The organism is Amycolatopsis sp. NPDC003676 (genome assembly GCF_053587275.1).
Genome location: NZ_JBSFNS010000047.1, coordinates 1 through 19145 on the forward strand (window position 1 = coordinate 1; position 19145 = coordinate 19145).

The 19145-nt window shown below is 67.8% G+C and carries 12 protein-coding genes and 2 tRNA genes; 7 read left to right on the forward strand and 7 right to left on the reverse strand.

Annotated features, from left to right (window positions below):
• Positions 1–56: 56 nt before the first annotated feature.
• The 3 genes from fahA to ACWDNU_RS25385 are packed head-to-tail and all read right to left on the reverse strand — an operon-like array spanning position 57 to position 3246.
• Positions 57–1226, reverse strand: coding sequence for a fumarylacetoacetase (gene fahA / locus ACWDNU_RS25375; RefSeq protein ID WP_370935854.1), 1170 nt, complete (start codon positions 1224–1226; stop codon positions 57–59).
• Positions 1223–2080, reverse strand: coding sequence for a hypothetical protein (locus tag ACWDNU_RS25380; protein ID WP_449670753.1), 858 nt, complete (start codon positions 2078–2080; stop codon positions 1223–1225). Before ACWDNU_RS25380 ends, fahA begins: the two co-directional genes overlap by 4 nt.
• A complete protein-coding gene (locus ACWDNU_RS25385) occupies positions 2047–3246 on the reverse strand; it encodes a cupin domain-containing protein (RefSeq protein WP_449670718.1) in 1200 nt (399 codons plus the stop codon). The genes ACWDNU_RS25380 and ACWDNU_RS25385 overlap by 34 nt, the downstream gene beginning before the upstream one ends.
• A 408-nt stretch (positions 3247–3654) precedes the next feature.
• Here ACWDNU_RS25385 and ACWDNU_RS25390 point away from each other — a divergent pair, with 408 nt between their 5' ends.
• Both ACWDNU_RS25390 and ACWDNU_RS25395 read left to right on the forward strand, forming a co-directional pair.
• Positions 3655–4959, forward strand: a complete 1305-nt coding sequence (locus ACWDNU_RS25390; RefSeq protein ID WP_449670719.1) for a serine/threonine-protein kinase — start codon at positions 3655–3657, stop codon at positions 4957–4959.
• 95 nt (positions 4960–5054) lie between these two features.
• A complete protein-coding gene (locus ACWDNU_RS25395) occupies positions 5055–5210 on the forward strand; it encodes a hypothetical protein (RefSeq protein WP_449670720.1) in 156 nt (51 codons plus the stop codon).
• A 31-nt stretch (positions 5211–5241) separates the two neighbouring features.
• On the opposite strand, the gene ACWDNU_RS25400 is transcribed toward ACWDNU_RS25395, so the two are convergent.
• On the reverse strand, positions 5242–6753 hold the full coding sequence (locus tag ACWDNU_RS25400) for a SpoIIE family protein phosphatase (RefSeq protein ID WP_370935547.1): 1512 nt from the start codon (positions 6751–6753) through the stop codon (positions 5242–5244).
• Between the two features lie 155 nt (positions 6754–6908).
• Here ACWDNU_RS25400 and ACWDNU_RS25405 point away from each other — a divergent pair, with 155 nt between their 5' ends.
• Positions 6909–11636 carry a HAMP domain-containing protein gene (locus tag ACWDNU_RS25405; protein WP_370935546.1) on the forward strand — a complete coding sequence of 1576 codons (4728 nt, stop codon included), beginning with the start codon at positions 6909–6911 and terminating at the stop codon, positions 11634–11636.
• Here ACWDNU_RS25405 and ACWDNU_RS25410 read toward each other — a convergent pair.
• Positions 11605–11678 (reverse strand) — tRNA-Gly (locus tag ACWDNU_RS25410). The two genes, ACWDNU_RS25405 and ACWDNU_RS25410, sit on opposite strands and share 32 nt — an antisense overlap.
• Positions 11679–11778: 100 nt before the next feature.
• Between ACWDNU_RS25410 and ACWDNU_RS25415 the strand changes: the two genes are divergently transcribed.
• From ACWDNU_RS25415 to ACWDNU_RS25430, 4 genes are all read left to right on the forward strand, one after another.
• A tRNA-Pro gene (locus ACWDNU_RS25415) sits at positions 11779–11852 on the forward strand.
• Positions 11853–12082: 230 nt separating this feature from the next.
• Positions 12083–13420: a hypothetical protein gene (locus tag ACWDNU_RS25420; RefSeq protein WP_449670721.1), complete on the forward strand. Its 1338-nt coding sequence runs from the start codon at positions 12083–12085 to the stop codon at positions 13418–13420.
• Between the two features lie 101 nt (positions 13421–13521).
• A complete protein-coding gene (locus ACWDNU_RS25425) occupies positions 13522–13992 on the forward strand; it encodes a hypothetical protein (protein WP_449670722.1) in 471 nt (156 codons plus the stop codon).
• Between the two features lie 58 nt (positions 13993–14050).
• Entirely contained in the window at positions 14051–14902 is an 852-nt protein-coding gene (locus tag ACWDNU_RS25430) for a hypothetical protein (protein WP_370935543.1), read from the forward strand.
• Positions 14903–15586: 684 nt separating this feature from the next.
• On the opposite strand, the gene ACWDNU_RS25435 is transcribed toward ACWDNU_RS25430, so the two are convergent.
• Positions 15587–16636 carry a 5-methylcytosine restriction system specificity protein McrC gene (locus ACWDNU_RS25435; protein WP_449670723.1) on the reverse strand — a complete coding sequence of 350 codons (1050 nt, stop codon included), beginning with the start codon at positions 16634–16636 and terminating at the stop codon, positions 15587–15589.
• A 2-nt stretch (positions 16637–16638) separates the two neighbouring features.
• Complete coding sequence (locus tag ACWDNU_RS25440; protein ID WP_449670724.1) at positions 16639–18852, reverse strand: AAA family ATPase; 2214 nt, start codon at positions 18850–18852, stop codon at positions 16639–16641.
• Between the last annotated feature and the right edge of the window lie 293 nt (positions 18853–19145).

The window sequence follows — 19145 nt, forward strand, 5'->3', positions numbered from 1 at the left end:
GTGAGGGGAACCCTGAGGGAATCTGATTCCCTCAGGGTTCCCCTCACGGCTTTTGGTTACTTGGCGGGGAGGATGCGGCCCCGGACTTCGCCGAAGCCCAGCGTCGCGCCGCTGCTCGTGGTTGCGGCACCGGTGATGGCGACCTCGTCACCGTCCTGCAGGAAGGTGCGGGATTCGCCGTTGACGGTCAGCGGGTCCCGGCCGCCCCACGAAAGTTCCAGGAACGAGCCCCGTTCGGCCGGTTCCGCACCGGAGATGGTGCCCGAACCGTAGAGGTCGCCGGTGCGGGCGGAGGCGCCGTTGACGGTCAGGTGCGCCAGCATCTGCGCGGGGGACCAGTACATCTCGCGGTACGGCGGGCGGGCGACCTCCTGGCCGTTCCATTGCACCGTCAGGGTGATGTCCAGGCCCCACGGCGACGATTCCCGCAGGTAGGGCAGGGGTTCCGGCGACGTCTGGCCGGGCAGTGGGACCCGGGCCTCGGCCAGCGCCAGGATCGGGACCACCCACGGCGAGATCGACGTGGCGAAGCTCTTGCCCAGGTTCGGGCCCAGCGGGACGTACTCCCAGGCCTGGATGTCGCGGGCCGACCAGTCGTTCAGCAGGACCGCGCCGAAGACGTGGCGAGGGAAGTCGTCGGGCGAGATCGGAGTGTTGGCGGGGGTGCCCGCGCCGACGATGAAGCCCAGTTCCGCCTCGATGTCCAGGCGGGTGCTCGGGCCGAAGACCGGACCGTCCTCGCCCTTGCGCTGGCCGCTCGGGCGGACCACGTCGGTGCCGGACACGTAGACCGTCCCGGAGCGGCCGTGGTAGCCGACCGGGAGGTGTTTCCAGTTGGGCAGCAACGGTTCCGCGTCCGGACGGAACAGGCGGCCGACGTTCGACGCGTGGTGTTCCGAGGCGTAGAAGTCCACGTAATCGGCGACATCGATCGGCAGGTGCAGGGTGACGTCGCCGATCGCGTGCACGGCTTCGGCGGGCACCTCGCCGGTGACCAGCGTCTGCAGCCGCGTACGGACCTCGACCCAGCGGTCGTAGCCCTGCGCCATGAAGGCGTTCAGCGTCGGCTCGGCGAAGACCGCGTCGCCAAGGGCGATCGACAGGTCCAGCACGTGCTCGCCCACGCGCACGCCCACTCGGGGACTGCCGTCGCCTGCCGAGAAAACGCCGTACGGCAGGTTTTCGACGCCGAAAGGGGAGCCGGCGGGGATGTCGAGCACGGTCATGCGGTGGCTCCGATCAGGCCTAGGTCTGTCAGTTCGGTGAGCGGGTCGGTGATGCTGCAGGTGCCGAACGAGGTGAACTGCGTGCGGGCCGCGGCCAGGCGTTCCGGGGCCAGTGCGCGGATGCGGTCGGCGACCGCAGCACCGTCGCGTTCCGCAAGCAGCGCGACGACTTCCTCGTCCTCGGCGCCCCGGTCGACCGCCTCAGCGGCAAGAAGCAGGTTGAGGAACCCGTGTTGCTCGAAACCGGTCGTCGGATCGGTGTTGCGGATCGCGTGGTGCAGCCCCGCGGTTGCCTTGAACGGCACGCCTGCCTCGGCGGTCGCGCGGATCGCGGCGGCCAGCTCGGCCTCGTCCGGGTAGTACTCGGCCGAGGTGCCGCCGGTGCGGAACTTCGCTTTGTGCGGGGTGCCGGAAAGCGCCTGCAGCAACGGGACTCGGCGGTCGTCGCGCGGGATCTCCACGGCGACCGGAACCGGGCAACCGTCCACTGCGGACAGAAACTCGGCGACGCTCATTCCTTGCGGCACCGCGATTTCCAGCGATTCGACGGACACCGGCAAGCCGTCGACGGCCTTGAGCACGTCGGCGATCCCGCCCGGCCCGGCGGGCAGCGTCACGGTGAGCGGCAGGGTCGTCGAGCGGCCTGCGACGACTTCGGCCAGCTCCGCCAAACCGGACGCGGCGACCACCAGCGGGCCGACCATCGCGGCGTACCCGGAAGCGGTGTGCCGGTCGTGCGCGGCGACGGCGTCCGGCAGCGGTGCGAGGCCCGGCGGGAAGACGGCCGCGTCGTCGAGCAGGCCGCGGGTCAGTGCGTCGGTCACGACTGCGGTCCCCGTCCTGCCCAGGTCCAGGCGTAGCCGGGGTCGTCGCTCGCGTGGCCGCCCTCGCCGATTTCCAGCGGGCGGAACGTGTCGACCATGACGGCCAGTTCGTCGAAGAACTCCGCGCCGATCGAGCGTTCCACCGCGCCCGGCTGCGGGCCGTGGCTGTGCCCGCCGGGGTGCAGGCTGATCGAGCCCTGCCCGATGCCGGAACCCTTGCGCGCCTCGTAGTTCCCGCCGCAGTAGAACATCACCTCGTCGGAGTCCACATTGGAGTGGTAGTAGGGCACCGGGATCGACAGCGGGTGGTAATCGACCTTGCGCGGGACGAAGTTGCAGATGACGAAGTTGTTGCCCTCGAACACCTGGTGCACGGGCGGCGGCTGGTGCACGCGGCCGGTGATGGGCTCGAAGTCCGAGATGTTGAACGTGTACGGGTAGAGACAGCCGTCCCAGCCGACCACGTCGAACGGGTGCGTCGGGTACACGTAGCGCGTGCCGACGACGCCGCGCGAGCCGCGGTGCTTCACCAGCACCTCGACGTCGGTGCCCTCGACGAGCAGCGGCTCGGCCGGGCCGTGCAGGTCGCGCTCGCAGTACGGCGCGTGCTCCAGCAACTGGCCGTAGCGCGACAGGTAACGCTTCGGCGGCGCGATGTGCGAGTTCGCCTCGATCACGTAGGCGCGCAACGGTTCCGGGCCCTTCGGCACCCAGCGGTGCGTGGTGGCGCGGGGGAGGAGCACGTAGTCGCCAGCGCGGGCGGGCAGTGCGCCGAACACCGTCTCGACGACCGCTTCACCGGACTCGACGTAAACGCATTCGTCGCCGATCGCGTTGCGGTACAACGGAGAAGCCTCGCCGGCGGCGACGTAGGAGATGCGCACGTCGCCGTTGCCGAGCACGAGCCGGCGGTGGTTCACGACGTCCGCGCTCTTCCATTCCTGGCCCGGGAACAGCGTGTGCAGCTTGAGGTGCAACGGCTTGAGCGGCCGGTTCTCGGTGAGCGTCTGGTCCGGCAGTTCCCATGGCGTCGCGTCGACGATCGCGGACGGGATGCCGCGGTGGTATAGCAGCGACGAGTCCGACGAGAAGCCCTCCTCGCCCATCAGTTCCTCGGAATAGAGCCCGCCTTCGGGCGTGCGGTGCTGGGTGTGCCGCTTAGGCGGGATGCTGCCCGCGCTGCGGTAGTAGGCCATGGGTCGCCTCCTCGGCGCGAAGTAATCAAAGTATGTACTACTTTCAGGCCAGCCTAGTCCACTCGCTGGCCTGGGGAAAGGGTTAGCGGCGGGTGGCGAAGCCCGCCCGGCCGGAGATGAGCTTGTCCAGCAGCATCACCAGCACGCGCTGCTCGGCAAGTATTGCGCGCGCCGGTAATACCCAGGTGCCACTGTACCCGCGAAACTCCAGGAGGGTCGCCGCAGAACCTCGACCGCACCGCCCGCGAGGTCAATCCGCTGTCCGGAGCATGGCGGAGCAGGCATCGCGCGCCGCGCGTAGACGGCGGCACGCCCCCGTGCGGGGTCCCCCGAACCGCGCCACTGCTTTTGCCCTCGCCGTCCGGCGAGTAAGTTGTCCCCGCTACCCGGGGGAAAGGTGATCGGCGAATGACCGGCGCTGGCGATTCGGACGCGGCCACCACCGCGAGACGGTTCGCGCTGGGCCGATACGGGCCCGCGCCGCTGGTCCTGGACGGCCGGTACGAGGTCGGCGAGCGGATCGGCGAGGGCGCGACGGCCTGCGTCCACCAGGCGGAAGACCGCGAAACCGGTGCCGCGGTCGCGGTGAAGCTGTTCCACGCCGGAGCGGTCGAGCTGGGCCGCAACCGCCGGGACCAGGAGATCGCGGCGTTGCGTGCGGTGCGGCACCCGGGGCTGGTCGGATTCGTCGACGCCGGGGTCGACGAGGGGCACGCGTACCTCGTCATGGACTGCGTGCACGGGCCCAACCTGTCCGAATGGCTGCGGTCCGGACCACTGCCCGCCGACCAGGTCGTGGAGCTGGGCGCACAGCTGGCCGAAGCGCTCGCCCACGTGCACGCGCACGAAGTGACCCACCGGGATCTCAAGCCGGCCAACATCCTCATGTCCGACGACGGCCCGCGGATCGCCGACTTCGGCGTCGCGCGCATCGTGGACGCGACCCGCGTGACCGACACCGGCGCGGTCGTCGGAACGGCGGCCTACCTGTCGCCGGAGCAGGTGCTGGGCGAGCACCCCGGCCCGGCTTCGGACGTGTACGCACTGGGGCTCGTGCTCCTGGAATGCCTCACCGGTGTCCGCGAATACCCGGGCACGGCGGCGGAAACCGCGGTGGTGCGGCTGCATCGGTCGCCGCGAGTGCCGCCGGGCACGCCGGAACCGCTGGCGCGGACTCTGCGTGCGATGACCATGCGCGACCCGGAAGAAAGACCCTCCGCGACCGCCGTGGCGCGTGCCTTGCGCGGTACGGAAACGTTGCGGCTTCCGATCAAGACGCGACTGGCGGTCTTCTGTCGCCGCCACCGGGTCTCGCGGCGGCGCGCGGTGCTCGCGGCGGGCCTGCCGGTGGTGCTGGTCGCCGCGGGGACGCTGCTGCTGGCGACCCCGCTTCGTCCGGGCACCGGGTCCGCGCCCGGCCCCGAACCGGCCCCGGTTCCGGTTTCTCCGCCCTCTTCCGCTCCGTCCGATTCACCGGACTCGTCTCCCCGGCATTCGTCGTCCTCGCCGCCGGTCCGTTCGACGAACGCGGCGACACCCGCGCAGACCACAACTGTTCCGCCCGGCACGACGGCCCAGACCGCACCGGCGTCGGAAAGCCAGGCCGGCCCGACGAGCCAGCCGCGCCGGACCCCGCCGAAAACCCCGCCAGGACAGACGAAACCGCCCCGGAACACGGTCACCGGCCCGCCGAGCGACAAGACTCCACATTAGACAGACGCACCACCCGGTCGGCTGACGCCGCACAATTCGGTGGCGAAGTCGTCCCCGGCGCGCGATCCTGGTGGCGAACCGGGGAGGTGGAGGCGATGACCGCGCACGCGCGTCGATTCGGGCGGCAGTGCCGAGAACACTTCGAGCACCCGGAAGCCGCTCGCGCCGCCGAGCCGAAACACGACGTCGAGACTGCTCCGGCCAAAGACGAGAAGGCCGAACCGGAGCCGGAAGTCCAGCCCGGGAAGTGAACTTCCCGTTGCCGGGCAAGGAAATTCTGGCTTACTCCGCGCGCGGTGCGGCCTCGATCGCCAGCACCGCGATGTCGTCGTGGCCGGAATTCCCGAGCCACTCCCGCACCGCCTCGCGCAACCGGCGCACGACTTCCCGCGCCGGTTGCCCGACGCAGTCCTCCAGCACCGTGTAGAGCCGTTCGTCGCCGAACAGTTCGGTGGATTCCGTGCGGTTGCGGGCTTCGGTGACGCCGTCGGTGTAAAGCAGGCAGACGTCGCCCTCGTTCAGGTGCGTCGTCGCCTCCGCGAAGCGGGCCTGCGGCGACACGCCGACCAAGGTGCCGGGCACGCTGATCTCCTCGACCCCTCCCCCGCGCCGCAGCACGAGCGGGGCGGGATGGCCGCCGGAGGCGAGCGTGACGTCGAGGCCGGATTCCGCGGCCTCGACCGAACCGAGCACGAGCGTCGCGAACCGGTTGCTGCCGCCGGAGATCAGGAGTTCGTTGAGCAGCCGCAGCATCGTGCGGCCGTCGCGTTCGACGAGGTGCAGCGCGGCCAGCGAATGCCGCACCCGGCCGGTCAGCGCGGCCGCCTCGGCTCCCTTGCCGCAGATGTCGCCGACGACCACGAACGCGCTGCCGTCGTCGCGGGAGAGAACGTCGTAGAAATCGCCGCCCACGCCGAGCACTCCACCGGCGGGTTCGTACCACAGCTCGAAATTCGCGCCGTCGACCTGCGCGGGCGGCGTCGGCAGCAACGTCGATTCAAGCCCGCGAGTGGCTTCCTCCTGGCTGGCATAGCGCTGCGCGTTGGCCAGCGCCGTGCCTGCCGCGTCCGCGAACGCCTCGACCGCCTGGCCCTGCGCCACGCCGAACGCGGGCTCGCCGCGCCTGCCGAGCAGCACCGCGCCCGCCATGCCGGAGCCGAACGAGACCACCGAAACCTCGAGATGGCCTTCGAACGGCTCGGCGACCGCCGCGGGCAACGCCGCGACCTCGGTCGCGGGCACCGCGCGGATCTCGGGCCGGGCGACGTCGGCGACCGCGTCGGACACCACCGGCGCGAGCTGCGGGGGCACCCGCCGGATCCGGCCGTGGCCAGCCGCGCCGTGCTCGGTGCAGCTCCACCACTCCCAGCGGCCGCGGGTCGTCGGCAGCAGCACGAAGGCGCAATCGCCCAAAGCGGACGCCGCCAGCTCCGCGATCACCCGGGCCGTGCCGTGCCGTCCGCGCGCGAGCGCCAGTTTCGGACCGGCCTCGGCGAGGAACTCTTCCGGACGGCGGCGGCCGTCGTCGACCACGGTCCAGGCGCGCCAGCCGCCGGGGAGCACCCGGACCTTGGCCGGCCGGTGGCCGACCTTGCCGGTGGTCTCGGTCACGCTGACGAGCTCCGCCGGGCCGAGCCGCTCGGCGGCCGCGTTCGCCCAGCGCAGCGCGCCTTCGGGATCCTGCAGGAACACCGGCTCCCGCACGTCGTCGAGCACCGAGCGCCAGAATCCGGCGTGCCCGGGCAGCTCGGCGCCGGGTGGCAGGGCCGACGCCGGAGCGGGCCGTGACACCATGCACGAACCTCCTGCCTCCGGGTCGACCTGACGGTCCTGGTCCTTCCAGGTTGGCACAGTGTGCGCGGGCGGACTGGGTCGAAGTGTAGGGCGAACCATGGCACGCTGGGTCAACGACCATGGCTGGCACACGCGTGGTGGGAAGGTCGGCAAAGATGACAGAGTCCCTCCAGACTTCCGGGAACCCCCGGAACTCCGGGGCCCAGGAACCGGAACTCGTCCCGGCAAGCGAGGTCGCGGCGCTGGAGCGGCTGCTCGGCGCTGTCCACGACCTCGGGGACGGCAACTTCCGGCGGCGGTTCGTGGCGCACGGCGACGGGATCACCGCCCGGCTGGCTTCGGCGTTCAACGACATCGCCGAGCGCAACCAGCGGCTCGTGACGGAACTCATGCGGGTGCGCGACGAGGTGGGGCAGGAAGGCAAGCTCACCGAGCGCGTGCGCACCGAGATCGGCCCCGGCGGCTGGGCCACCGCGGTCGACACGGTCAACGGGCTGATCGAGGACGTCAGCCGTCCGGTCGTGGAGCTGGACCGGGTGCTCGGCGCGGTCGCCGAGGGCGATCTGTCGCAGCCGATGGCGCTGCAGCTGGACGGCCGTCCGCTGCGCGGGCAGTACGCCGAGCTGGCGAAGACCGTGAACGGCCTCAACGCGCAGCTGTCGCGGTTCGCCGCCGAGGTGATCCGGCTGTCCCGCGAGATCGCCGGCGAAGGCCGGCTCGGCGGCCAGGCCGAGGTCCCCGGCGTGGCCGGCACCTGGCGCGACCTCACTGACTCGGTCAACTTCCTCGCCGACAACCTCACCGAGCAGGTCCGGAACATCGCCTCGGTCACCACCGCGGTGGCCCGCGGCGACCTGACGCAGAAGATCAACGTCGACGCCCGAGGCGAGATCCTCGAGCTGAAGAACACCATCAACACGATGGTCGACCAGCTCTCGTCGTTCGCCGATGAGGTCACCCGGGTGTCGCGAGAGGTCGGTTCCGAAGGACGCCTCGGCGGCCAGGCGCGGGTGCCGGGCGTCGCGGGCACCTGGCGCGACCTCACCGACTCGGTGAACCTGATGGCGGACAACCTGACCGACCAGGTCCGCAACATCTCGCAGGTCGCCACGGCGGTCGCGGCGGGCGATCTGACGAAGAAGATCGACGTCGACGCGCGCGGCGAAATCCTGCAGCTGAAGACGACGCTGAACACCATGGTCGACCAGCTCTCGTCCTTCGCCGACGAGGTCACCCGAGTCGCCCGCGAAGTCGGCAGCGACGGCCGCCTCGGCGGTCAGGCGGAGGTCCCCGGCGCAGCCGGCACCTGGCGCGGCCTGACCGACTCGGTCAACCAGATGGCCGACAACCTGACCGACCAGGTCCGCAACATCTCGCACGTGACCACCGCGGTCGCGAAGGGCGACCTGACGCAGAAGATCACCGTGGACGCGCGCGGCGAGATCCTCGAACTCAAGACCACGATGAACACGATGGTCGACCAGCTCTCGTCGTTCGCCGACGAGGTCACCCGCGTGGCCCGCGAAGTGGGTACCGAAGGGCAGCTGGGCGGCCAGGCCACCGTGCCCGGGGTCGCCGGCATCTGGCGCGACCTGACCGGCTCGGTGAACTTCATGGCCAACAACCTCACCGCGCAGGTCCGCAACATCGCGCAGGTCGCGACGGCGGTGGCGCGAGGCGACCTGACGAAGAAGATCGCGGTCGACGCGCGCGGCGAAATCCTCGAGCTGAAGACGACGCTGAACACGATGGTCGACCAGCTCTCGTCCTTCGCCGACGAGGTCACCCGAGTGTCGCGAGAAGTTGGCACGGAAGGAAAACTCGGCGGTCAGGCGACCGTGCCGGGCGTGGCGGGGACCTGGAAGGACCTCACCGACAACGTCAACTTCATGGCCAACAACCTCACCGACCAGGTGCGGAACATTTCCCAGGTCACCTCCGCCGTGGCGCGCGGCGACCTGACGCAGAAGATCACCGTCGACGCGCGCGGCGAAATTCTTGAGCTCAAGAACATCCTGAACACGATGGTCGACCAGCTGTCCGCCTTCGCGGACGAGGTCACCCGTGTCGCCCGCGAGGTCGGCACCGAGGGCCGGCTGGGCGGCCAGGCGCGCGTCCCCGGCGTCGCGGGGATCTGGAAAGACCTCACCGACAACGTGAACGTCATGGCCGACAACCTCACCGTGCAGGTGCGGAGCATCGCCACGATGGCGAGCGCGGTGGCGAACGGCGACCTGTCGAAGAAGATCTCCATCGACGCGGCGGGCGAGGTCGCGGCGCTGGCCGGGACGCTGAACGACATGGTCGAGACGCTGCGCGCGTTCGCCGACGAGGTGACGCGTGTCGCCCGCGAAGTCGGTACGGAAGGCATCCTCGGCGGTCAGGCGCGGGTGCCCGGCGTGGCCGGGACCTGGAAGGACCTGACTGAGAACGTCAACTTCATGGCGCACAACCTGACCAGCCAGGTCCGGAACATCTCGCAGGTCACGACGGCGGTCGCGCGCGGCGACCTCTCCCGCAAGATCGACGTCGACGCCCGCGGCGAAATCCTCGAACTCAAGACCACGATGAACACGATGGTCGACCAGCTGTCCGCGTTCGCCGCGGAGGTCACCCGGGTCGCCCGAGAAGTCGGCACCGAGGGCAAGCTGGGCGGCCAGGCCGAGGTCGAGGGCGTGTCCGGCACCTGGAAGCGGCTGACCGAGAGCGTGAACCAGCTGGCGGGCAACCTGACCACGCAGGTCCGCGCGATCGGCCAGGTCGCCACGGCGGTGACCGCGGGCGATCTGACCCGGCACATCACCGTGGACGCGTCCGGCGAGCTGGCAGACCTCAAGGACAACATCAACCAGATGATCGCGAACCTCAAGGAGACCACCTCCGCGAACCGCGAACAGGACTGGCTGAAGACGAACCTGGCGCGGCTGTCCGGCCGGATGCAGGGCCACCGCGACCTCGCGTCGGTGGCGACGCTGATCCTGTCCGAGCTGGCCCCGCTGGTGAGCGCGCAGCAAGGCGCGTTCTTCATCGCGCACGACGACGAGGACGCGGGCGACCCGGACAAGCTGCTCGACTGCATCGCCGCCTACGGCCTCGCCCAGGCCCGCACCGGGCTGCGGTTCCGGCTCGGCGAATCGCTGATCGGCCAGGCCGCGGTGGACCGGCGGACGATACTGGTCAACGGCGCTCCCCCGGAGTACGCGCTGGTGTCGTCCGGGCTCGGCTCGGCCCCGCCGGTGAACGTGATCGTGCTGCCGGTGCTGTTCCAGGGCGAGGTGCTCGGCGTGCTGGAACTGGCGTCGGTCAACGAGTTCTCCGCGGTGCACCTGGATCTGCTGGAGCAGCTGCGGCACACGATCGGCGTCAACGTGAACACGATCCTGTCGAACTCGCGCACCGAGGCGCTGCTGACCGAATCGCAGCGGCTGGCCCAGGAACTGCGCGCACGGTCCGAGCAGCTGCAGGCCCAGCAGGGCGAACTGCGCCGGTCGAACACCGAGCTGGCCGAGAAGGCGGCGCTGCTGGCCCAGCAGAACCGCGACATCGAGGTCAAGAACATCGAGATCGAACAGGCCCGCCAAGAACTCGAGGAGCGGGCCGGGCAGCTGACGGTCGCGTCGCAGTACAAGAACGAGTTCATGGCGAACATGTCGCACGAGCTGCGAACGCCGCTCAACAGTGCGCTGATCCTGGCGAAACTGCTGTCGGAGAATCCGGAGGGCAACCTCACGGAGAAGCAGATCCAGTTCGCGAAGACGATCTGGGCGGCGGGCAGCGATCTGCAGCAGCTGATCAACGACATCCTGGACCTGGCGAAGGTCGAGGCCGGAAAGCTGGACCTGCAGATGTCCGACGTGACGCTGCCGGAGCTGGTGAACTACGTCGAATCGCTGTGCCGCCCGCTGACCGCGGACAAGGGCCTGGAATTCGCGGTCCTGATCGACCCGCCGGTGCCCGGCAGCGTGCACACCGACGAACACCGCCTCCAGCAGGTGCTCCGGAACCTGTTGTCGAACGCCGCGAAGTTCACCGACGAGGGCGGCGTGCGCCTGCACATCCGGATGGCGGACCCCGAGGAGGTCGAGCAGGAATCCCTGCGCTCGGCGGCCGGGATCATCGCGTTCGGCGTCGAGGACACCGGCATCGGCATTCCCGAGGAGAAGCTGGAAGTCATCTTCGACGCCTTCCGCCAGGCGGATGGAACGACCAGCCGCAAATACGGCGGCACCGGCCTGGGCCTGTCGATCAGCCAGCAGCTCACGGAACTGCTGAGCGGCGAACTGCGCGTCAGCAGCGTCCCCGGCCGAGGCAGCACCTTCACGCTGTACCTGCCGGTGGGCGCCGCGAACCTGATCGCCCCGACGACGCCCGTGCGCCCCACCCCCAAGCTGCCGGTCCTGCCGAGCACCATCACCGTGGCAGAGCCGAACAGCGCCCCGAAGCGCTTCAACGGCGAAAAGGTCCTCATCGTCGACGACGACCTGCGCAACGTCTTCGCCCTCGCAGCGGTCCTGGAACAGGCGGGATTGGAAGTCATCTACGCCGACACCGGCGTGGCCGGAATCCGGGCCCTGGAACGCCATGAGGACACCGCACTGGTGCTGATGGACGTGATGATGCCGGAACTGGACGGCAACGCGACCATCGCCGCAATCCGAGCCGAAGCGGCCCACGAAGATCTGCCCGTGATCGCCGTCACAGCGAAAGCGACGGAGGAAGACCGCGAACGAACCCTGGCCTCGGGAGCGGACGACTACATCACGAAGCCGGTGGACACTGACCTGCTGCTGGACGTGATCGCCGCCCGCCTGGAGGCGGATGCGGCGTCTTCGTCCTCTGATGTGGAACCGTTGGAGCGGGTGACGGGAATCGAACCCGCGTAGCTAGTTTGGAAGACTAGGGCTCTACCATTGAGCTACACCCGCAGCGCCCTCGGTGACCCGGGAGCGAAGCCAGCTTAGCGTGCCCGCTAGGGTGGGTCGTACACCCCCCGGGTACCGGGGTTTCCGGAGGCTTCGGGGGTGCCGGGATGTGGCGCAGCTTGGTAGCGCATCCGCTTTGGGAGCGGAGGGTCGCAGGTTCAAATCCTGTCATCCCGACCCTGCTTTTGGAGGGGCTGGACCTGCGGGTTCAGCCCCTTTTTCGTGCCGCCATGCGCGGGGCGGGTGCTGGCACCGCGCTCAGTGACCCTCCTGTTTGAGGATTTTCACCTGCGCACCCGAGCTCTGAAGTCCGCTCCGCCGGCCTGGCAGGCGTTGATCGACGAGTGGGCTATGTCACTCGAGGCGGAGAGCAAGAGCCACGCACCATCCACGGTTACTGCAACACCGTGCGCTTCTTCCACAACTGTCTCGCCGACCCCGTCGCGCCGCCGGACGACCCCGAAGCGTGGCTGGCTTCCGTTACGCCCGAACCGGCAGACTACGAACCAAACCACGTCAAACGGTGGATCGCCTATCGCCTCGCCGCCACCAGCCCCGGCAACGCGAACAACAACTGCCGAGCCTTGAGCGCGCGGTTCAACCGGCTCCTGGCCGAAGAGGAGATCGAGCACCACCCGAGGGCCCGCATGAACCCGCCGCACATTCCGGACCAGCCGATACCCATCATCGCGGTGCAATTCATCAAGCAGGTGCGCCGGGACTGCCAAAGCCGCGACTTCCACAGCCGCCGCGACGAAGCCATCATCCAGTTGATCTGGGACACCGGCGTCTGCCTCTCCGAAATCGCCAACATCGACCTGTCCCGTCGTGTCGTCAACGTCCTCGGCAAAGGCAGCAAATGGCGTCCGCACCCCTTCAGCGCAGCCGTCGGCCGCTGCCTCCGCGTCAGAGCGCGTCAGCCCTACGCCGACACCGCCACCAGACTGTGGCTCAGCGACCGCCCCCGCAGCACTCCACTCTTGCCGAACGGCATCAAGATCATGCTCCGCCGACTTCCGGACCGAGCCTCCGACGGGAGAGCCCTGTCGCCGGGCAGATCCGCGGAAACAAGCGTGCGCCAGCCGCGAATCCATTCTAGCGGGCCGACACAAGCGCGAATAATATTCGCGGGTGAGACATGCGAAATCGTCACGACTCCCCGCAATCGGTTCTCCAGGCAGTTTCTCTTCCGGTTTCGACTGACCGTTCCGCGCGCGACGGAGGGATTCGAAACAGCCAGCGAACGGCGGCGACGTTCACTCGTCTATCGTGCGCCAACCGTTCTTGCGTCAATCCTGGCAGTTGTGGGAATGTCAGGATCGCAGAGCTTGACCGGGAGAACCAGCTGCATGCAGGGGGATTCATTCGCCGCACCGCTGCGAATATGCGGTGTCAGCGTCACTGCGAGGTGCGGATCGGAGCGCCAGCCGGTGCTTCGCGTCTGCTCGTATGTGTTCGGTTCCTTGAGCAACGGGGAGAACAGCTGTGGTCAGAACAATTATCAGCGAAGAGCCACCCGGACGGTGCTCGCCGCCGCGACGCTTGCGGCACCGCGTGCGCACGGCACCGCGTCCGCACAGGAATCACGCGGCTCACACCAGCAAGACTTTGCTAGACATCGGTTTCCCTTGGGACGGCCGGAAGCCGACCACCGGCGGTTGCGCTCGCTCCTGAGCCTGCCCGCCGTGCGGCCGGAATGGGCCAGGGGCATCACAAGAACTACCTGCAGACGCGAGATCAGTTAGGCCCGCCCCGGGTCGAGACGTTGATCTGATCATTCGCCCGGGAGAACAGCCGGACACCTGCCCGGAAAAATGGTGTCCGACCGGTCAGGGAGAATTGCGCCATGACTGATGACGTCACGTTCGAATTCAGCTCGGCCTGGTGCAGGCTGACGCTGGGCTCCGGTCCTCAACGGCAAACCTTCCACGCAACGGGGCTCAACGACGCCTTCGGAGACCTCGCGCAGGCCGTCGCGAACCTCGCACGCCCGAGACCGGTGGTGGAGTTGCAGTCCGTGCTGTGGGGCGATGAACCAGGCGGAGTCTTCCTGGACTTCGCCTCGCCAGTAGCGGACCACCTAGCGCTGGTGGTGCACGCGGTGGCGATCCGCACCTGGATCACCGCGCCGGACTGGACACCCGAACGAGGCGAAGTGCTGCTACGACAGGTCGCGCCGCGCCACGAACTCGCCAGCGCCTTCCTGCGCGGCTACGAGACCGTCAGCTCGGCAATGAAACCGGGAGGCGTCATCCCGGGCTGGCCACACCCATTCCCAGACACAGCTGTCACCGAACTCCGCCGCGCGCTCGGCTGACATCCCGCAGAAACCGCAATGCTTCGTTCACGTTGTCAGGAAGGATTCGGGAACTATCATGAGATCGCCGGGCTTTGCCGACATTTTCAGACGCCTCGGAATACTGGCCATCATCACGACAGGGGCGCTGCTCGCAGCGAACACCATCGCGACTGCGGCCGCACCGATCAAGGGATATCAGGACTGCTTCAAACCTGGCACTGCCGAGGACTACTTGGTCACATCGGTGCGCAACACGGACACCTTCCGCACCGTCAACCTGCGCTGTGGCCGCCATGACGTCAGTGATCAAGCCGGTTTCGGTGTCCGGCACATCGACGACCGCCGCCCGCCATTCACCACGACGACAGTCCGGTGCATCGAACATGTGCTGAGGAACGCCAAGTACGAAGGCCCTGCCAGCGGGCAGAACAACGTCTCGTACACCATTTCGTCGCCGAACATCGACGCCGTCGTGATCGTCAACGTCGAGACCGACAACGTGGTGACCGCCTACACGTCGCAACCCGGCTCGTCAGCGAGCAACAACTGGGAGGGTTGCTTGGGCATCCCGGCCGCTGCGCAGCACACACCCAATTTCGCGAAGAGCGGCGTCACGCCGTACTCGGGAGATAGCTGCTGGTTGGGGCCGTTGGGTTTCCGCTCGGTCTGCGAGAACGTGCACGGGGAGAAGCTTCACGTCGACACTCTCGATGCGAGCGAGGGCCTTCCGCCTTGGGCGGACTCCAGTTGCGCGGCACCAGTGCTGTACGCCAACGGCCGGATGTTTCGATTGGGACTCTACACCTGCAGCAAACTGGGCACATTGAAGCAGCACTTCCTCATGAACAACGACTTTCCGAACAACCTGCAGCTATGTCTCGGCTGGACCGACGTCGATCACCAAGCCTGCCTCACCGTCCACGACTGACGCGGGGCCGTATATCCGGGAACCACAGGCCCGCGAACAACCGCTTGAATAATGGAACTGCCGTCCGCGCGGGTGCGCGTCGATCGCCGACGAAACCGCCGCCTCCGACTCGAGAAGTCGCATCGGGGGGCGGCGGCCGCTACCGTGTAACACACTCTCCCGAAACCGCGACTCCTGCCGTGATCGTGAACTGCGGAGGGCAGCGGCATGGGGTACAGGTTCAATCCGCCACCGAACCGGCTGGCCGTTCCCGCCGACTGGACGCCACCGCCCGGCTGGCAGCCGCCAGCCGACTGGCCCGCGCCGCCGAAATTCTGGCAGTTGTGGACACTCGAGGCCCAACCGAATTCCCCACGGGCACCAGCCCAAGCGGACCCCGCTCCCGCATCGGGCAAGCCCGGGTTGTTCGGCTCCCGGAAAAAGGTTCGGGAACTCGAAGCCGCGTTCGCCGCGGAGACGGTCAATTTCGCCCGATCAAGAATACTCTCGTTCGAGCTATTTTGATTTCTTCGCGGAGCGAATACCAGCCCAGCGCGCCCCTCAGCGGTTAGTACACCCACCTATGCGAGCATTCATTGCTGTCAAATCTGGAAAGTTCTTCGAAACCCGAGAGAGTCGAACTCATCAGAGGTCCGTACGAGTCCGTGCCACCTATAGCACGGGTCGCGTCTCCGCCGGCCGAGGCTACAAGGCCAAAAGGAACTCGTCCACGATGCGCCGCCCCGACGCAGCGAGGTCGACTGTCGCGAATCGGATCCGTCGGCCTTGAATGACGACTTCCTCATCGAAGTGGCCGTCGACTACCGGGTGCAGCATGAGCCCTTCGGACGGGCAGGCTCCTTCGGCTGCGGCCTGGGACATCAGATAGGCGTAGATCTGGTAGAGGTATTCGCTCTTGAGCGTGGCTTCCCGGTAGTAGCCTGCCTTCGTCACGGACGTGAACTTGGTGTCGATGACAATCCGGCGCGGTCCGTTGTCATCGGGGTTCGGGTGTTGGAGCACGATGTCGAGCTTCATGCTGGGGAGCACCGCGCGCATGCCGCCGGAGAGCTGCGAGATGTCCCATTGCTGTATGGGCCCGTGCTTCACCTTCCAGCCGTCCGGGGTGAGGCGATGTCGGTAAATGGCGTAGGCGGCGTGCTCGAACAACGTTCGCAGGTAGCCGTCGTCGTCCGCTGGCAGCGGCAGGTATCGATCGCCCGTCTCGGTCGTCGGGATCGCGAGGGTCAGGAGCAGTTCGGCTGCGGCGAGCATCGTGCGATCCCGCTGAAGAAGCCGCTGTTGCCGCAGGTGCGGAACCTCCGCGAGCCGCGGGCATGGTCCGCGAACGCCCCCGGCCTCCATTTGCCGTGCGAGCGAGCGATATCGCGGTTCTCCCGGGACCAGGATCGCTGCTCGTTCGAGAGCCGCTCGGACGAGCCGGTTCGAAGGGATGTCCGTGACGATCTCATCGTAGGTGCAGTTCACCTGGCCGCGGTTGAGCAGCTGGTGGCGCTCGGTGGTGAGCTGGTTGATCCGTCCCTTGACCCGGCGTTCGTTGCGGGTGATCGGCCGGAAGCCGACGGAGAGTCCGCGGTGCAAGCGCTGCGCCGCCTCGTCGGCGAGGATGCGGGCGACGAGGTCGGGCAGGTCGTCCGGAGCGTCTTCCGGGGAGACAGCTCGGTGGCCGTTGGTGCGGAACAGCTCCGAGGCGAAGAACTGCAGCAGCCATAGGTTCCGGATCGGAATCTGCACAGTTACTCGCCGAGGAGCTTCTGGCAGGCTTCTTCCGCAAGGTGGCTGCGATCGAACCAGTATTCCTCGAGCAGCAGCCGGACATCCGTCTCGACGACTCGTTGCCACCACGCCTTGGTATCCAGCCCTGTCGCTTCGAGCCGTACGGCTGGGGTGAAGTAAGAGTGGCCGACGCAGTACTGACGGCCGAGTGCGCTGTCGGCGCTGATCTGCTCGTTGAGCTCGTCGACGCGGCGACCGTACGTCTCGAGCAGCTTCGGCTCGTAGCCCAGCTGGCTGACGTACTCGACCCAGTCCGCCCCGAGGCGCGGGCGGAGTTCGATGAAAGCGAACCGTCGTCGCAGCGCCATGTCGACCATCGCGAGCGACCGGTCGGCGACGTTCATGGTGCCGATCAGGTGCAGGTTGGGCGGGACGAAGAAGCGCTCGTCCGGGCTCCGGGGATAGGCGAGCCGCATGGCGGAGCTCCGATGGCGTTTGTCGACCTCGAGCAAGGTCAGAAGCTCGCCGAGAACCTGGGCGGGGTTGCCGCGGTTGATCTCTTCGACGACGAGCACGTAGTCGTGGTTCGAGTCGTCGGCGGCCTGCCGGCACATTTCCAGGAACGGACCGTCCTCCAGCCTGAGCCCGCCGCCGGCGGTGCTGGTGGAAGGACGCCAGCCACGGACGAAGTCCTCGTAGGCGAGCGAAGGGTGGAACTGGAGGATTTGAACACGATCAGTATCGCGTTCGCCGCACAGCGCCCAGGCCAGTCTGCGCGCGAGCCAGGTCTTGCCGGTGCCGGGAGGGCCTTGGAGGACGAGGTTTTTCTTCGAACGGAGCCGCTCGAGCATCGGCTGGAGTTCGTCCTCCGCGAGGAAGCACCCGTCGTCACGGATGGACGCGACGTCGTACGGATCGCCTGGCTCTTCGACGATCTCCGCCGGCTTCGCGAGCGGCGCGTCGGGGACGCTCGGCGACGCGGCGGCTTCGGACTCCTCCACCGGCTCGAGCGAATCAATAAAGGCGGCGTAGGACAGAGCGCAGATCCTGTCGTAGGGCGCCGCGCCGGACGACAGCCAAGCCTGAACCGCCTCAGTGTTGGAGAGGAACTGTTCGCCGGTGATCTTCGCGCCGAGAGAAAGTTGAGCCGCGAGCTCGGGCAGGTTCTTCTTGATGAGGTTGCCGTTGAGGCTGTCGTAGGCCGCGAATGAGTCCGGCCGGATCCAGTACAGCCCCATGGTGAGGAGCCGGGTCTGACCGGTGGCGCACTCGTCGAAAGCGCTGACGAGGTCCTCGCGAGTAGCTTCGTCGGCGCTCTTGGCGTACGCGACGGCGGCGGCCGCCAGCTGCCAAAGAGCGTCGATGTCATGCGGGCCGCGGTCGACCTCCCAGCGGATGAACCACGACTTCAGATTGTTGGCGATCGGGATGCCGGAGAACTGGGCAGGCGCCTTCGCACCGACTCCGAACTCGGCGCGGAAGGCTGCGGCGATGGCCGCGCGCGCGTCATTCTTGATGCCGCGGTTGAAGCAGGTGAGGACAGTGAACGGATCGACGTCGCGAAGGGGCCCGTAGCTGCCGTCGAGACGACGGTCGCCCTTGAGGTATTTGAACAGGTGCGGAAAACCAGAGGATTCGGCGACGGACCAGACCTTCTCCAGCAGGGCTTCGCGGTCGGTCGCGTACTCCAGGATCCGGTCGGCCAGCTCGGGGTAGAACGCGGTCCAGGCGAAGTCGGCTTCCGCGGTGGACGGCTTGGCGATGACCTGTTCGATCTCTTCCCGGCCGGTGGTGATCTTGAAAAGGGTGATCAGCGAGCTGAGCTCGTTCTGCGCGGATTCGGACAGCTCGTCACGGGGCACGTCGACGCTCAGCCAGTCGACCGGCCGCCAGTGCCGGTGGACCGGCGAGGACGGGTGGAATTCGTACTGGCCGCTGACCCGTCCGATGTTGAGGGTCCGCTTCAAGCGGTTCGGCGTAACGATGATGTCGCCGATTTTGATCTCGTGGACGAAGCGGTAGAGCGTGCCGGCCGACCCAGCGATGGTTTTGGGCTCGATCTCCGGCATGGTCTCGGCAAGACGCTGTTTGAATGCGTCGCGGGACGACGCGACGTCCGAGAGGTCGCCGGTGCCGTCCCAGCCGATGCGGACCGCGCCGTCAGCGACCGGATCGATGTCCAGCTGGTCGTTGTGGATGCCCCACATGACGTGATCCGCCTGTCCGACGACCATCAGCCACATCCTCCAAGTCGACTGCTCGGCCACCATGCTCGCAGGAGCGAACGGCCTTGGCTACCTATATCCCCGCGAACACGAGGTCGGTCCGGCCATTGCTTGGGGACCACGCTCTGATTGTCAGTGTCGATCGCTGCCGTCGTCGACATAGACAGTACTTGAGCATTGGCAGGGCTTGACCGTTGCCGACGGAACACAAGATCAGCCTGCCACCCTCCTAATTGAGGATTTCCGCTCCGTGCCGACCAGCGACTATGCTGATGCGGCACTGCGCTGAGCAAATCCTGTCC

Coding starts and splice junctions, on each gene's coding strand:
- ACWDNU_RS25400 (WP_370935547.1), bottom strand. CDS start 6,753: ATGGTGTCACGGCCCGCTCCGGCGTCGGCCCTGCCACCCGGCGCCGAG.
- ACWDNU_RS25430 (WP_370935543.1), top strand. CDS start 14,051: ATGAGATCGCCGGGCTTTGCCGACATTTTCAGACGCCTCGGAATACTG.
- ACWDNU_RS25425 (WP_449670722.1), top strand. CDS start 13,522: ATGACTGATGACGTCACGTTCGAATTCAGCTCGGCCTGGTGCAGGCTG.
- ACWDNU_RS25405 (WP_370935546.1), top strand. CDS start 6,909: ATGACAGAGTCCCTCCAGACTTCCGGGAACCCCCGGAACTCCGGGGCC.
- ACWDNU_RS25440 (WP_449670724.1), bottom strand. CDS start 18,852: ATGGTCGTCGGACAGGCGGATCACGTCATGTGGGGCATCCACAACGAC.
- ACWDNU_RS25390 (WP_449670719.1), top strand. CDS start 3,655: ATGACCGGCGCTGGCGATTCGGACGCGGCCACCACCGCGAGACGGTTC.
- ACWDNU_RS25395 (WP_449670720.1), top strand. CDS start 5,055: ATGACCGCGCACGCGCGTCGATTCGGGCGGCAGTGCCGAGAACACTTC.
- fahA (WP_370935854.1), bottom strand. CDS start 1,226: ATGACCGTGCTCGACATCCCCGCCGGCTCCCCTTTCGGCGTCGAAAAC.
- ACWDNU_RS25385 (WP_449670718.1), bottom strand. CDS start 3,246: ATGGCCTACTACCGCAGCGCGGGCAGCATCCCGCCTAAGCGGCACACC.